Source organism: Bifidobacterium commune (assembly GCF_900094885.1).
Classification (GTDB): Bacteria; Actinomycetota; Actinomycetes; order Actinomycetales; family Bifidobacteriaceae; genus Bifidobacterium; species Bifidobacterium commune.
Genome location: NZ_FMBL01000001.1, coordinates 300,469 through 316,204 on the forward strand (window position 1 = coordinate 300,469; position 15,736 = coordinate 316,204).

The window sequence follows — 15,736 nt, forward strand, 5'->3', positions numbered from 1 at the left end:
GAAAGGCTTTCCCGCCTTGATGTTGCAGCGATAATGTTGCTGGCGGACGCGAATAGTATCGATCGGCAGTAATTTCGTCATGGTTGATCGCCTTTCTGTGAAAATGTCAACGCTCGTTTTGAGGGATGTTTCTTTTGAAAAAGCGAACCTTGAAGAAGGTTCAGCATATGATCGCTTGTTACAATGCGATAATTCTGATACTATTATGAATCGATGGAAATGCTGAGCAGCTTTTTAAACGGTACGGGATTAAGATACATGCCTAAAGCGGGAATGAACTTTTTGAAGCGTGGGACCACGCATGTAGCGTTCCGTAATGCCGTCGTGGCAATCCTTGCGATTGCAGCTGCCTGCACCCCGATGTTGCCCTATTCGATAGTGCGTGACGCAGAGTCGCGGGGGGGGGGGGGTAACTCTTAGCAAGAGTTCATCGTCGGGCCAGATGCCTTCCCTTGCTTCAGTTCGAGCGAAAGACTTTCCGGATCTGGGGCAGACTGCGCGTTTTGGTGACGCAGCAAATGACCGTCAGGGGTATGGCGCAGCAGCCTATGGGAATCATCTTGCCTATGTTGTCGATCAGGGTGACCCCGGTGAAGTCGAGGACGGTACCGTTGCAGTGGAAACCTTTGCCGGCTCTTATGCAAAAGGTTTCGCAGACACCGCGAAGTGGAGCGGTAACCTTGACTATGACGGAGGGGTTCCATCTGGTACCGTCCTGTTGAAACCTCCTTCCGGATCGGGTGCTTCCGGGTTTGGTTATGGCGTATGTGTCGGTAAAGATTATGTTGTCGTCTCGGCAAAGTGGTCCCAACAGGTTTTTGTCTACAATTATTCCGGTCTTTTGTTGAGGACGATCGAGAAGCCGTCTGATGGTAGTCGCTATGAGATCGACAATTTTGCCGAGTCCATTGTTCTTAAAGGGAATGAACTCCTTATCGGGGCTCCTAATTCCACTGTCGACGGCAATGAAGACGCGGGTATGGCCTTCAGATTGGATTTGTCGCTGCCATCTTCAATTCCGACACCGATTCTAGCTCCTCAAAATGACCCATCGATTCAAGCGGGTGCTTTGGTAGGTCAGTCGCTTGCGATCGCAAAAGACCATTACGTGATTGGCGCTCCGGGTTACGTGACTGCAGTTGGTGGAAAGAACTGCATCACAGGTTTGCTTCAGGTGTTTTCCGGAGCTGGAACATCGGTTGTGTTTGAACGGAATCTGACTGTTGATACGACAAAGGGGTCGTATCCCAATGCGGATGATGTCAGTGTTGCGGGTTTGGGGCGTTCAATTGCCATCAGTTCTGATGGCACGACAGTGTATGCAGGTGATCCGTCCTGTGATTCCGGTCCGGTTTGGAGCAATCAGACTGGACGTGTAATGGCTTTTGATATAAACGCTGGAACGGAAACTGCGAATATCAATGTGGAGGGTGGCACTTACATTGGTGGTGAAATCGCTGTCGGTAAGGCACCTGCAGGCAATGATGTGTTGTATGTGTCTTATCAGTCAGGAGATGGTTCAACCGGGCAGGTTGCCGGCTACGCGCTGACCTCGCAGGGCGCGGAATATCGGAAAACTTTGAGTCCTTACGGGGCTAGCGAACCGCGATTTGGTTCATTGGGGTTGCTTGGGGGCAGTATCGTCCCGTATTCCTTTACTTCTGAAATAAATGTTGACGGCGAAATAAAACAAGTTACGCATCAGCGATTGCTGGTCACGGGTCAGAACTTTGTCTATCAGTTGGAAGATCAGCTGCCGCTGGAGCTGGAGAAGGCTTCTGATCCGGCCAGCGGTCAGCGGGTCTTCCCGGGGCAGAAGATTTCGTATCGTTTGAAAATTTCTAATCCCAATCCGAAGACTAGTCCGGTTGCCACTAATGCAGTTGATGATCTGTCGGGGGTTTTGAACTACGCCGATGGTTCCCAAATTGATGACTTGAGCGTATCTCCGAACGCGGCAGGTTTGCCCATGTTGGATGAGGCAGCTAAGAAGCTCAAGTGGTCTGGCAGCGTTCCGGGCAAGGGTTCGGTCTCTATCGGCTACAGCATAAAAGTTAAAAAAGACGAAGCTTCAACGTATTACGATTCGATTATTAAAAATGGTTTCAGCGCGGATCGTTCTGATGACAATCCTGCGACCGAACATGGACTCGGGAAAATAGACGTGACAAAAGTTCTTCTCAACAAGGATGGCACTTCCTTGGCGAATGGAGCTGTTGTGGGGCGTGACCAAGACTATTCCTATTTGATTACCATCGAAAACGTCGAAGATACGGCTTCGCCGGAAACCACGATTGTGGATGATATGTCTGATGTCGTAGATGATGCTGATTTCGACAGTTCTAAGATTGTTATTGATCCACCTGCCTCAGGGAGAATCAGCTACGATTCGGCATCCCATAAAATCACGTGGGTTGGTGTGCTTTCATCAGGCGCAAAGATTAGGATTCGTGTCCCCGTTCATACGCACAAGAGTGTCGATGCGTCCGGCAACGACAGTATGAAAAACGGTTTGGCAAATGATCGTGGTCCTGATGCCGAGCAAGTCATTGACCCGATTGCCGGCTCTAGCCTCACCAAAACTGCCTACAACGCACAAGGATCTGAAATTTCTCACATAGCGCGCGGTAAAAGTGTTCATTATCAAATTACATACAAGAATGAAACAAGTGCGACATTGTACAATGCCAGTTTAGCCGATGATTTATCCGATGTACTTCAGAACACTTCGGATCCGGTTAATCTTCGAGCGGTGTCGTCGGATAGCTCACATGACGTCGCTCAGCCTACTTTCACCAGTCCGATTTTGCATTGGAGCGATACTTCCGGTATGAAACCTGGAGAGGTTGTCACTATTGCCTATGACGTTCAGGTGAAGAGTGACGCCAAAAGCAATGAGAATCTTATCAACGGTGCTACTTCGGCGCAGAGTCGGGATAATCCCGAAAAGTCTGTGAAGATCACCGTGCCAATTCACCAGCTTCCAATGTCTGGCGGTCCTTTGATCATCATGACATTGCTGATGGTTGTCGGTTTAATGCTTGTAATTGGAGCGATTGTAATGAAGCATAACCGACAAATTGCATGACTTCCCTTGGTTGTTTGAGGGGGAGCGGTGGTTCGTTATTTTGAATTCCCGCTCAGAAAAAAGGTTTATGGCATGCCCATGGTCGTAAATCTAACTTTCGAAAGGAAATAGGGGCAATATGAGGAATGTAAATAGAAAGAAGCTCATAGCTTCGTTAGCGACGGTAGCCGCCGCGCTCGGCTTGGTTGTTGGTGGTGCTCAGGTCGCTAGTGCCGCCCGTCCTGTTGTTTCGATCACAGTCAAGGGCGCGGCGACAAGCGGCCGCACATACAAAGCGATCAAACTCGCGGACTACACAGCTGTCGATACAACTTCAACACCGGCTTCAGTAACGGTTGCAACCGTGTCTCAGGTCGAATCATATACGAAAACTGCTTTGAATAGCACGCTCGGTGGATCTGCAACCAATGAAGATCCGATGTCTTATGTTGCTGATCACTGGGGAAATGATTCCCGCACGCCTGAGGGATATGCTGGTCAGTTGCGCAACTTCTTGACGAAGCTTTCCCAGGATGCTGGTTTTCAAGGGTTAATTACTGCCAGTAGTCTTACGTCGACTGCTACAACGGTTAGTGGTCCATCTGGTGTCAACGTACCGGCTGCTCAGTTCACTGGTCTGGATGATGGTATCTACTTGATCGAAGATGCAGGGACCGCGGATTCCAAGGGACAGAACACACTTCCGATCTTGGTAAGCACCAAAGTCGGCGGTCTGACGGATGCGCAGCAGCCTGGTGGTGTCGCTGACACTGTTGATGTGAAGGCCACTTTCCCTGGCAAACCAAAGAAGAGCACCAGCAAGAACAGCTACAACGTTGGCGATTTGGTGGACTTCAAGATTGAGACGACGGTTCCAACTTACACAAATTACGAGGAATCTACATACGTTCTCAAGGTTAGCGATACCCTTTCCAAAGGTTTGACATACGACAAGAACTTGTTGGATGCCAAGGTTTCAATAGATGGCGGCACACCGCTGGTACTTGGTACCGATTACACCATCAGTGACGGGCTTACGGCACCGGCGACTGAAGCTAAAGGTCCTCACACATTCACTTTTGATTTGAGTGCATATATGCAGGCAAAGATTCATGCCGCCGACTACAGCTTGGCTGGTAAATCCATCGTTATCACTTACAAAGCGATTATGAATGAAGAAGCGATTGATGTGATTTATGATGGCGGAGATGTCCCGTCTGCAACAGCTGCTCCTGTGCACAACGATGCAAAGGTTACTTTCACCAACGATCCCAATGATCAGAGCGGTGGTAAGACTGGTGAGTCGGAACCGGGGACGACGAACGTTTACACCTACAAGATGCAGATCAAGAAAGTTGATAAGACTTCAGACAAGCCGTTGGAAACCGCTGAGTTTAACGTGAAGGATCATGCTGGCAACGTCATGACTCTTCTTGATTTGGGCAACGGTTCATATCGTCCGTTGTTGCCTGGTGAAAAAACGACTCCTCTTCCTGCGTCTGCGAAGACGACTGTTGTTACTCCATCCAACGGTGTCATTACTATTAACGGCTTGTCTGATGGCACTTACACGGTCACTGAGACGAAAGCTCCTGTAAAAGACGTTGACGGTAACGTAACGTCCAAGTACAAGCTTATTGCCGGTTCGGACTTCAATGCCAAGATTGCTGCGACGTATGATCCGACTACTAAGAAGTTGGACACGCTTACATATTCAATCGATGGCGGCAATGCCGCCGGTTTGGCTAGTATCGCGGATTCCGTGAGGGGCGTCTTCAAGGTGCAAAATATCTCCTCACTTGCTCAGCTGCCGTTGACTGGTGCATACGGTATCGGCTTCTTGGTTAGCGTCGGAGTGCTTCTGATTGCCAGTGGCAGCTTGCTTTACTTCCGTGCTCGTAAGAATGCTCGGAGTGTTGTCGCTGGGAACAGCGTAGTTCTTTGATGATTAATTCGGTTGATGATGGAAGAGCGTCCTTTGATGAATGATGATTTTTCAACGGTGGTTGCTTTAAGTGACAACCGAAGAGGATGTTCTTCTAAACCTGCATCCAGGCATCGCAAAATGAAAAGCGATGCCTGGATGAAAACGACGTCAATCATCATATTGATATTGGGGCTTGTTACTGTTACCTATCCTTTTGTGCGTCAATATATTTCCGGTTTAGAACAGAGCCGACTGACTGAAGCTTCATCACATGCTGTGTCAAATTGGCCTTATCCACAAGCCGAAGTGGCATTGAAAAACGCAGAGTTGTACAACAAGGCGCTGGCTGCTTCGGATCAGCCTGTGATGGGTGAAGCGGTCGATCCTTTCAAAGAGAAGGGTTCCGTTACTCAGACGGAATCCGAAGCTGATGCAAGATATCAGCATTTACTTGATCAGGGAGACGGGATTATGGGATCGATATTGATACCGAAAATCTCGGTGAATCTTCCGATCTATCATGGAACTTCTCAGGCCGCTCTTGCTTCGGGGTCGGGGCATTTATACGGTTCCTCGCTTCCTGTGGGGGGCGAGTCGACGCATGCAGTGATTACTGGGCATCGCGGAATGGTCGATTCGCTGATGTTTACCAGACTCGATGAGATGAAAATCGGCGATTCTTTTTACATAAAATCCATGAATCGTACCATCGCTTATCGTGTAGACAGAATTCGGATCATTGAACCGGACGATACCAGCAGCCTTCGGATTGAGCGAGGTGTTGACAGGGTGACATTGATGACTTGTACACCTTATGGGATCAACAGCCATAGACTGCTTGTGTCCGCGACCCGCGCCGAAATGCCAATTCCTGTTCCGTATCCGAACGAAGCCAAAAAAGACTTTAAAGTTGTCGTTTTCATCGTATCGTGCTTCGCAGGCGTGTCTCTACTGGCCACGTTCTTTGTGTTGGACAACAAAAAGGCGCTTATCGCGCGTCACGCACAGGAGTTTAAGAAAATATGATTCCAGGAGCCTTTACGTATATCTGCGGCTTAATTGTGATTCATGGGAAGGTAGCCAGATGAATAGAAAACGCATAAGACTTAATTACACCAAGACAGCATTGGTTGTGACCATTATTTTGGCAATGCTTGCTATACTCATTTCCTCGCGATTTGTGTGGGCTGACGGAAACAGTGGTGCTGGCGATAATGATTTCAGCATTAAGGTAGAGGCTGGAACTGGACCCAACCCTTCCTCCGCACCAACCGGTTCTGGCGGTCCCAACGATCCGGTGAAGGTTCATTTGGCAGATCCGTTTTCGACGCAGCAGCAACAATGGAACATTATTGTAACTTCCAACAAGAATCAGGTTGGAAAAATCTCTATCAAGTTTGTCGACTCAGACCCTAACAGAAAAATCAAAGGTAGAAGTACGCCGACTTCCGTTAATGGCACCGGCTCTCTTTCCGATGTCAAATATTATCCTGACCTCTTTACGCAAATGAGGTTTTCGGTCTCTAATGGAACTAATCAATTATGGTCTGACAAATTAGGAACCGATGGAGCGTTAGATTTGCCCAATAAAAATGCTAACAACCCGGCAAAGCCGGGATATCTTGAAGCAAAGCTGCCGGTCAATATGAAAAAGGGAGACACTCGGACGTTTGTTGTCAGAGAGTATATCGATACATCGATCGCTAAAGATGATTTGTATGTGTACAACGGGACGAGCACAGGGTTGACCCTGCTGGTGAAGGGAGAAACACGATGAAAAAGTTGTGGAAGAAGAACTCAGCGGCATTTTTCGCTGTTGTCATCATTACGGCTTTGACGTTTTCTTCTGTGGGTGTAGCTAATGCAGCATACGTGAATCAGAAAAAAGTTGATATCACCTCTCCATCATTGTCGTTCACAGGTGGTGCTGGTGTCCAGGGGACCTATGCGCTCGATTCACAGATTGCTCTTGATAAAGGTGGCAATATCTGGATTTGGGGATATTACAACTATTGTTCGATCTGGAACGCCGGGCAGGGCGGCGCAAATTCTCCAACTGCGAAATACGGTGCTTCCTATACCGACAATAGTGCGAACGGAGGTGCAAAGCCTACTGGTAATTGCGCAGGGAATCTAATAAACAACCAGCCGGCGATCATTAAAGGCTTGAATGGTATCGTCAGCGTGGCCGGCTCGGCTTATGCCATTATGGCCGTTGACAGCAAAGGAAATCTTTACGGTTGGGGCGATAACTCCCAATATGGCTTTACTTATCCTTCCAGTGCTTCCTTGAAGGCTTCTGGTGGTTTTAATACACAGGCCGGTGGCGGTGTCTATGGCATCTACAAGGATGGCACTCTTCCGCCTGAAGCTTTGCCGGATAAAGTCAACCAGGCTAACCCCAATGAGACTCCTGATACTTGGAAGCCTATTGACGGTCCCGATTCAATCAAACCTCCTACGAGTGGTCCTAGGTACTATGCAGATGGTTTCAACACAAGTAAAGTTGTTAGTGTCTCTTCCAATGAGTATGGTTTCGGTTGGCTCAAAGAGGATGGCACTGTTTGGACGGTAGGTTACAACAACTTCGGTGCGCGAGGTGTCGGTAAGCAAAACGGTGTGGGAATGGGTACTGCACCAAACAGTCGTCAATGGAATTCTCTTAACGATACTAGCGGAGCTCCGTATAACGACAACGGTGGTGCCACCTTGGTTCCGACAAAGGTTCCATTCCCGGCAGGGGTTAAAATCAAATACCTTTCGAATTCTTACGAAGGGTTCCATGCCATCGACACTGATGACAATGTTTGGTATTGGGGTCGAGTGTTCACTGGTAACTCGGGCTTGACCACCGAAGAGATAGCGGCCAATTCATCCAACTTTGACAACAGCAAACCGTGCTATCTGGCTTCCGGACCAGCGGGTTGGGATGAAGCTTATTGCTATTCACCTGTTTATGTGCCTTCCATTTCTAAAGTTGTTAAGGAAAATGGGTTCACCAAATTCGCCGAGGGCTATCAATATGGTGCGTTGCTTGATGGTCACAAAAAATTGTGGATTTGGGGCTCTGGCGACATGAGAAGTGGTATGCCTGAAGCAACAGGAGACATCGTAAGGCAATGGAGACCTATACCACAAGTCTTTAACGCAACGACCAATGCAGGTGACACCATCACTGCTGACAATGTCGTGGACGTTAATGGAGTGATGCATGGAGGTTCCTTTGTCACTGGTGATGGCTACGTATATGCTTGGGGTGATTCATATTGGGGCGGAGCTTTTTCGAAGGAATTGTCCCCGAGCGCTCCTGCACGACCGGTTAATTATGGTCCCGGCACGTGGTATCCGGGTATTGTGTGGGATCCTACGCGCGACCCCCAGCATCGAAAAGCGACGAAAGTCGGCGGAAACAAGGACGCAGGTAATTTCAACCTTGAAGATGGCAGTATTTATGCATGGGGAGAGAACGGCGCTGGTGTGGCACTTGGTGGGCGTGGTTACCAGACCACTGTTTGTGCCGAAGGGCTGCCGGGTTGTGTGTCACCAAAGGTAGACGTTGGTGGTAACCGAGTTCAGGGTGGCAACGATGTATGGCCTGCCACCTTTGTGCCAGGCATACAGAATGTTGGCCGTTATCAGACTGTGGTGAAAAATGCTTATCCGTTTCAAGGCACGCCAGTGAAAAATGGACAAGTAATGGAGTACACCGTAAAGTTCATTAACGATCGCACCGGCTATCAGAACCCGGCCGTTCGAATGGAAGATGTATGGGGAAGCGGTGCCAGCTTGGTACCTGGCTCATTTAGCGCGAAGTACACTATGTTCCAAAGCCATGCTGTAGATGCTGATGTTGATTCAAAATGGGATGCCACCTCCAAGTTCAATCTCACAAATACAGGCTATAGCTCCACAGATGCTACAATGCAACTTTTGCCGCAGTCTACCTTGGTAATTACATACAAGGTTACCGTGTCTGGTTCCTCGGGGGCTGTGGGCGGCGTAGCGAAAATCAGTGATGCCGCTAGCGGAATGGAAATTGATTCCGATGAGACTGTTAACAACATAGTTTCGTAGACGCTGCATGTCGAAACGGCATACTGGGTGGGCAACTTGGAGATGAGGTTGCCCACCCAGTATGTGTATCTGCAATTTCTTCAATATTACTGACGCAGATACTTTGGTTGTCATCTGAATCTCGTAAACCATCAGTTCGGGAATTGGTCGTTAATAACATATTAGATAGTAGGGTGATCGCATCAAGTGAGTTGAAAAATGCCTCTGTGGAGGCTCGGTAAGTCATGTTGATTCGCTTATGGCGTAACCCTGTTCAGTGATGAGGCACAATCGTTGGTGATACCTTGCCGGACCTGCATTGACGTCGATGGTACGTTCGCATAAGTGAAATCTGTTGCGCATCACAAATGTCAAGAATGAAGATTGTGCGATCGGGAACTCTGCTTCTGCGTTTGTCGGTTTCTGTCGGGGAGGGGTGAGACCTCGTATACCCCGGGTTTTGTCACGTGTTTCCACGCGGATGGCCATCCATCTCGACCTGGCGTTGCCGCCAGGCTCTAGCGGCCTACCCGAAGGCCGGGCGAGCAACCCTTGCCATGTCGAACGCCATGGCGTGCCTTCTGCTTGGCCTTGCTCCCGATGAGGCTTGCCTTGCGGCCGACTGTTACCAGCGGCCCGGTGGTCTCTTGCACCGCCGTTTCACCCTTACCCGATTGATCGGGCGGTTTGCTTTCTGTTGCGCTTGCTCTCAGGTCGCCCTGGGCGGACGTTATCCGCCATCGTGCTCTATGGAGCCCGGAAGTTCCTCAGCAGTACTGACCAAAGTCAACTACAGCCGCGGCCATCAAGAGGTCTCACGAACAGCCAACTATAGCAAATACTCGACCTATGATGTCAAGACCTTGCGAACGGCTTATTTTCCTTTATCTTCAGCTTTTCTTAAGGTGACTGGCTACACTGGGAGATAGCAACGTAGTCTGTTGTCGTTGCCGACACATCAGGTGGGTTACAGCCCGCCGATATTGACAGGAGGTCGACCATGGAGACTGTTGTCACTGGGCGTCACATGCAAGTCAATCAGAGGTTCCGTGATGTTGTAGATGCGAAGATGAATCGTGTCACGTCTATCGCACCGGATACTCAACGAGCTCAAATCGTCGTAACTAATGAAGGCAATCCGCGTCAGGCCGATATCGCCAAACGTGTGGAGATCACCATCGAAGCCGGTGCCAACATCGTGCGTGCCGAGGCATCGAGCTCCGATGAATACAGCGCACTGGATATAGCTCTTGACAAGCTGACATTGCGTCTGCGTCGTATTCGTGACCGCCGCAAGGATCATCGCCCCACGCGCAAGGAACAGAAGGTTGTCGACATGGGAGCACTGCGCATCGATGAGCCGGTCGATCCCGAGCCGGTGCAGCTTCAGGAACCTCAGGGGCAGGACCATCAGCTTTCGGCAGACCTTGGTCCCGGTGAGAGTATCGAGGTCCAGCTCGGAGACACGCCGATTGTCATTCGTCGCAAACTACATGTCGCCGAGCCTATGAGTATTGACAAAGCACTATACGAAATGGAGCTGATCGGCCACGACTTCTTCCTGTTCGTCAATAGCGAGACGGGGCGCCCCTCTGTCGTTTACCGTCGACATGGCTGGAGTTACGGGGTTTTCGAGATTGATACACAGGAAAACATCGAAAAAAGTCGGGGCGAGGCAAAGACCGGCAGCAAATAAAAAATCGAGGTCGCGGGCGCGTTCTGAGCGATTTTTGCGGCAGAACGAATGCTACGAGCTGACTTATCGACTCACTGGAGCAACAACTGGTGGGTCGATTTGTATTTGAACTACCATGCGTCTCGTCGCGCACGAGGCTGCGGCAGTGGAAAAATCTGCGCCGTCGCGTAAGATGTACAGCAGTCTGAACCAAGTCGCAACCGGCTTGGTCTTGCTCGTTTATGTGAAACGAACTAGGGAGCGAAATTGGTAGATATCGTCGACAAAGCACTTCGTATTGGCGAAGGCCACCAGATCAAGAAGCTTGAGACTGTGGCCAAAGAGACCAACGCACACGAGGATGAAATCGCAGCGTTGAATGACGAGGAACTCGCCGGTCAGACGGACAAATTCAAAGAGCGCCTCGATAATGGAGAGAAGCTTGACGACCTGATGCCCGAAGCGTTCGCCACGGTTCGTGAGGTTTCCAAGCGTACACTCGGCCAGAGGCACTTCGACGTGCAGCTCATGGGCGGTGCGGCACTGCACTGGGGAAATATCGCCGAAATGAAGACCGGTGAAGGTAAGACGTTGGTCGCCACCTTGCCGGCTTATCTGAATGCTTTGGAAGGCAAAGGCGTTCATGTGGTCACCGTCAATGACTACCTGGCCAGCTATCAGAGTGAGCTGATGGGTCGTATCTTCCGTTTCCTGAAGATGGATGTCGGCTGCATCATCACCGATCAGAAGCCGACCGAACGTCGCAAGCAGTACAATGCCGACATCACCTACGGTACCAACAACGAATTCGGTTTCGATTATCTGCGCGACAACATGGCGTGGGAAAAGAGTGAGCTGGTTCAGCGTGGACATCACTTCGCCATCGTCGATGAGGTCGATTCCATCCTAATCGATGAGGCCCGTACGCCTTTGATTATTTCCGGCCCGGCTGAGGGCGGTGTAACCCGCTGGTACCGTCAGTTCGCCAAGCTCGTCATGAAGCTTGCACGTGATGAGGACTATGAGATTGACGAGAAGAAGAAGGTCGTCGGTATCCTCGACCCGGGTATCACTAAGGTGGAGGACTTCCTCGGCATTGATAATCTTTACGAGCCCAGCAACACCGCACTGATCGGTTATTTGAACAACGCGATCAAGGCTAAGGAGCTCTTCATTCGGGACAAGGATTACGTTGTCACAGGTGGGGAAGTCCTCATCGTCGATGAGCACACTGGACGTGTGCTTTCTGGGCGTCGTTACAATGAGGGCCTTCACCAGGCGATTGAAGCCAAGGAAGGTGTGGAAGTAAAGGCTGAGAACCAAACTTTCGCGACCATTACCCTTCAAAACTATTTCCGTATGTATGACAAGCTTTCGGGTATGACAGGTACCGCAGAGACTGAGGCTGCCGAGTTCATGAACACCTACAAGCTTGGTGTTCTTCCGATTCCGACCAACAGACCGATGGTTCGCGTGGACAATGATGATTTGATCTACCGCACCAAGAAGGAAAAGCTCACCGCCATCATCAAGGACGTCGCAAAGCGCAATAAGAAGGGCCAGCCGGTTCTGCTGGGTACCGCTTCCGTTGAATCCTCCGAGATCGTTTCCTCGCTGCTTGATGTCGCAGGTATTCCTCACCAGGTCCTTAACGCCAAGCAGCACGCGAAGGAAGCGGCTGTCGTCGCCGTCGCTGGACGTAAGGGTGCTGTTACCGTGGCAACCAACATGGCTGGTCGAGGCACGGATATCATGCTTGGTGGCAATGTCGAGTTCCTTGCAGATCAGAAGCTTAAGGCCGAAGGATATTCCGCAGACGATACTCCAGAAGAGTACGAGAAGCGTTGGCCGGGTATTTTGGCCCAAATAAAGGAACAGGCCAAGGATGAGCACGATGAGGTCACCGAGCTCGGCGGTTTGTACGTGCTGGGTACTGAGCGTCACGAATCTCGTCGTATTGATAACCAGTTGCGTGGTCGTTCTGGCCGTCAGGGAGATCCGGGCGAGTCTCGTTTTTATCTGAGCCTCGAGGATGACTTGATGCGTTTGTTCAACACTCAGTTAGTGGCACGCGTCATGGCCAAAGGGCTGCCCGAGGGTGAGCCCATCGAGTCCAAGAGTGTTTCCAAGGGTGTGCGCACCGCACAGAAGTCCGTGGAATCCCGCAACTTCGAAATGCGTAAGAACGTTCTGAAATATGATGACGTGATGAACAAGCAGCGCAAGGTCATTTACGCCGAGAGGCAGGCTGTACTGCGTGGTGCTGATATTCACGAAGATATCGAGCGTTTCATCGGCGAAATCGTTGAGAGCTACATCAAGGGTGCCAACAAAGGCAGCGATTCACCCAAGCAATGGGATTGGGATGGTCTGTTCGAGGCATTGAAGACGCTCTATCCAATTTCGGCTGACCAGGATGAAGTCAAGAAAAAGGCTGAAGGTCTTAAGGGTGAAAAGGCTGTTAAGGCTGTCAAAGACTACATCGTTGCCGATGTCAAAGAACAGTATGACGCTTACGAGGAAAAGATCGGCGAAGATGGTCTGCGTCAGCTGGAACGCCGCGTTGTTCTTGCGGTGCTCGATAAGAAGTGGCGTGAACATCTGTACGAGATGGATTATCTCAAGGACGGTATCGGTCTTCGTGGTATGGGCCAACGCGACCCACTTGTCGAGTATCAGCGCGAAGGCTTCCAGATGTACAACAAGATGATCGACGCCATCAAGGAAGAAAGCATTCAGCTGCTCTTCCACGTTGACATCGAGCAGGTTGCCAAGACTGAAGAAGCCGAAAGTGCTGATTACGAAGAGAATTCCTCTGACGAGGATGAGGCCATCGATGCAGTGACCAAGGCCGCCGAAGTCGACTCGACGAATAATGGCGAGCAAAAGGAATCCGAAGCTACGGTCACTTCCGCACCATCCGATCCCGACACAGTCGATGAGGATGAAGCTGAGGAAGATGCTGAACGTTCCGAGGGTGATGCCGAGGCAGAGCGCGGTATTGTCGGTCCGGAGCCGTTGAGTCACGCCGAAGGCAAGGTGCCGGCTAACAAACGCCCGAAGGCAGAGGAATTGAAGACTCCTTGGGCTGACGGCAGGACGTTCCCCGGTACCAAGAGGAATGATCCGTGTCCCTGTGGTTCCGGTCGCAAGTACAAGATGTGCCACTGGCAAAATGAGGAGTGATTGCTCCTAACTGTTCACTGATTTAGAACATGTTATAGATGATGGTGGCCGGCAATTCACATGCCGGCCACCATCATCTATATTTGGCCCTTATTCGAGGTTTGGTTGGTTGTTTTGAAGAGGTGCGTCAGTGGGGGATGTGGGTGACGGTGCCGGTTCGTTCGGCGGATGATTTGAAAGGGAGATCCGTTGGTCACGATGTGAGTGATGATATTCAGAATGTTTGCTCGAGTGCCTAGAAAGTGGTACCCGTTGGTTGATGATGAAGGGAACGAATGTTTAATTCGTTGACTTGGGAAGTTTCTGGTGCTTGTCGGCGCCGCGCAAAACTCTGTTTTCCGGTCTTTTTGACATATGTGGATACACGGTACACAATCGGTACCGCTCGTAAGTTATTCTTCTCTGGTGGATATGTTTCGCTAATCGGCGTCAGAGCTGTGCGCCGTCATTGAAACCATCAGCGCCGGGTCCTCTGTATGTCCGGTGCATGGTAAGGAGTCCAACACCTCCGATGAGTGCGGATGAGCCGAAGACCACACCCATGATGGTGGTCAATTGGGATACGTACAATGCAGCAATCAGTCCAGCGATACCGATAAGGAATAATGCCCAGAATGTGCACTTTACTGGATTGAGATGTCCCAAAGATGGGTTTGGTGGTATGAAATCATCGAATCGGTCCAGCACATCTTCGGTGTCGAGCCAGGAATTCTCAAAATCACGTGGTCCACGTCGCATCGAGGTGTTGTCTACAAAGGAATCCGGTGTGATGTCGGTGACGGAAAGTGCCGTTTTCTTTTCTCGTCGTTTTGCTTGTTTTTCGAATTGCTTGGCACTTCGTGAATTACTGATATCGTCAAGGTCGTCAGCGTGCGCTTCTTCAAACTGCTTCCACAAATCAGTCTTACTGCGACCGTGGTCGTTGTCGATGTTATTTTGACCGGTGTTTTCGTGTACGGATCTGTCTTCGGGCTCGGACCCTTGGTTACGGTCGTCAGCGTTGTTGCTATCCTTGAGGTTAGTCATACCGACCACTCTAATCCTGTGGTCGGCCAATTATCGAACAAAACGCATGGCTTCGGGATATGCGTGGTGACAGAAGGGAAGAGCTCGTGCTTTATTGGTTTTTTGTCCGAGCATTGGGCCCGATCGCTCGTTGGCGTATGCATCCACAAGGTGTTGGTGTGGAAAACATTCCTCGAGCCGGTGGCGCCATCATTGCGGCGAATCACCTTGCCGTTGTCGATGACGCGCTTATTCCGCTTACTTGTCCGCGTATGGTCCATTTCATGGGCAAAGCCGAATACTTCGAGGGCAAGGGACTCAAGGGGCGATTCATGAAGTGGTGGTTCACTTCGGTCGGGGTGTTCCCTGTAGATCGTTCGGGTGGATCGAATTCCTTGGGGGCGCTCGCCCATGCACTGGAAATCATACAAGGTGGTCATCTGTTCGGTATCCATGTGGAGGGTACGCGCAGCCCTGACGGGCGACTTTATCGTGGTCATACTGGCGTGGCCAAACTTGCTCTGGAGTCCGGCTGTGACATCATTCCCACTGCCATTATCGGCAGCAGAGAGGTACAGATGCCCGGCCAGGTTATTCCCGGCGTCGGGCATACCAAGGTCATCTATGGCAAACCTATAACAGTGAGCAAGATGGACCCCAAAGGCATCACCCATGAACACTTGCGTGAATTGACCGACAGGGTGACTGCCGAAATCGAAAAGCTCAGCGGGCAGGAATACGTCGACGAATATGCGCAGAAAGTCAAAGAACAACTGGCGCATGCGAATTCAGCTTCCAAATAACGTAACGAGAGGCAATATGT

At 50.3% G+C, this 15,736-nt stretch carries 8 protein-coding genes, 1 other RNA gene and 2 pseudogenes; 9 read left to right on the top strand and 2 right to left on the bottom strand.

What is annotated here, in order from left to right; genetic code table 11:
- The first annotated feature begins 382 nt into the window (after positions 1-382).
- From GA0061077_RS01185 to GA0061077_RS01205, 5 genes are all read left to right on the top strand, one after another.
- Positions 383-3,088, top strand: coding sequence for an isopeptide-forming domain-containing fimbrial protein (locus tag GA0061077_RS01185; protein ID WP_143249575.1), 2,706 nt, complete (start codon positions 383-385; stop codon positions 3,086-3,088).
- Between the two features lie 118 nt (positions 3,089-3,206).
- Positions 3,207-5,012, top strand: a complete 1,806-nt coding sequence (locus tag GA0061077_RS01190; protein WP_091847124.1) for an isopeptide-forming domain-containing fimbrial protein — start codon at positions 3,207-3,209, stop codon at positions 5,010-5,012.
- A gap of 15 nt (positions 5,013-5,027) precedes the next feature.
- Complete coding sequence (locus GA0061077_RS01195; protein ID WP_234696493.1) at positions 5,028-6,020, top strand: class C sortase; 993 nt, start codon at positions 5,028-5,030, stop codon at positions 6,018-6,020.
- Positions 6,021-6,078: 58 nt separating this feature from the next.
- Positions 6,079-6,771 (top strand): hypothetical protein, encoded by a 693-nt coding sequence (locus GA0061077_RS01200; protein WP_091847125.1) that lies wholly within the window; start codon positions 6,079-6,081, stop codon positions 6,769-6,771.
- Positions 6,768-9,068, top strand: a complete 2,301-nt coding sequence (locus GA0061077_RS01205) for an RCC1 domain-containing protein (protein ID WP_091847126.1) — start codon at positions 6,768-6,770, stop codon at positions 9,066-9,068. Before GA0061077_RS01200 ends, GA0061077_RS01205 begins: the two co-directional genes overlap by 4 nt.
- Positions 9,069-9,480: 412 nt before the next feature.
- On the opposite strand, the gene rnpB is transcribed toward GA0061077_RS01205, so the two are convergent.
- An RNA gene (gene rnpB / locus GA0061077_RS01210) (RNase P RNA component class A) lies at positions 9,481-9,865 on the bottom strand.
- 182 nt (positions 9,866-10,047) lie between these two features.
- Here rnpB and hpf point away from each other — a divergent pair.
- The 3 genes and pseudogenes from hpf to secA form a co-directional block, all read left to right on the top strand.
- Positions 10,048-10,357 (top strand): annotated as a pseudogene (hpf, locus tag GA0061077_RS07210) (ribosome hibernation-promoting factor, HPF/YfiA family); the annotation flags it as partial.
- 110 nt (positions 10,358-10,467) lie between these two features.
- A pseudogene (locus GA0061077_RS07215) lies at positions 10,468-10,743 on the top strand (sigma 54 modulation/S30EA ribosomal C-terminal domain-containing protein); the annotation flags it as partial.
- A gap of 246 nt (positions 10,744-10,989) precedes the next feature.
- Positions 10,990-13,908, top strand: coding sequence for a preprotein translocase subunit SecA (gene secA / locus GA0061077_RS01220; RefSeq protein WP_091847128.1), 2,919 nt, complete (start codon positions 10,990-10,992; stop codon positions 13,906-13,908).
- Positions 13,909-14,337: 429 nt separating this feature from the next.
- Here secA and GA0061077_RS01230 read toward each other — a convergent pair whose 3' ends face one another.
- Positions 14,338-14,934, bottom strand: coding sequence for a hypothetical protein (locus tag GA0061077_RS01230; protein ID WP_091847130.1), 597 nt, complete (start codon positions 14,932-14,934; stop codon positions 14,338-14,340).
- An 86-nt stretch (positions 14,935-15,020) separates the two neighbouring features.
- Between GA0061077_RS01230 and GA0061077_RS01235 the strand changes: the two genes are divergently transcribed.
- On the top strand, positions 15,021-15,716 hold the full coding sequence (locus GA0061077_RS01235) for a lysophospholipid acyltransferase family protein (RefSeq protein ID WP_091847572.1): 696 nt from the start codon (positions 15,021-15,023) through the stop codon (positions 15,714-15,716).
- Positions 15,717-15,736: the final 20 nt, after the last annotated feature.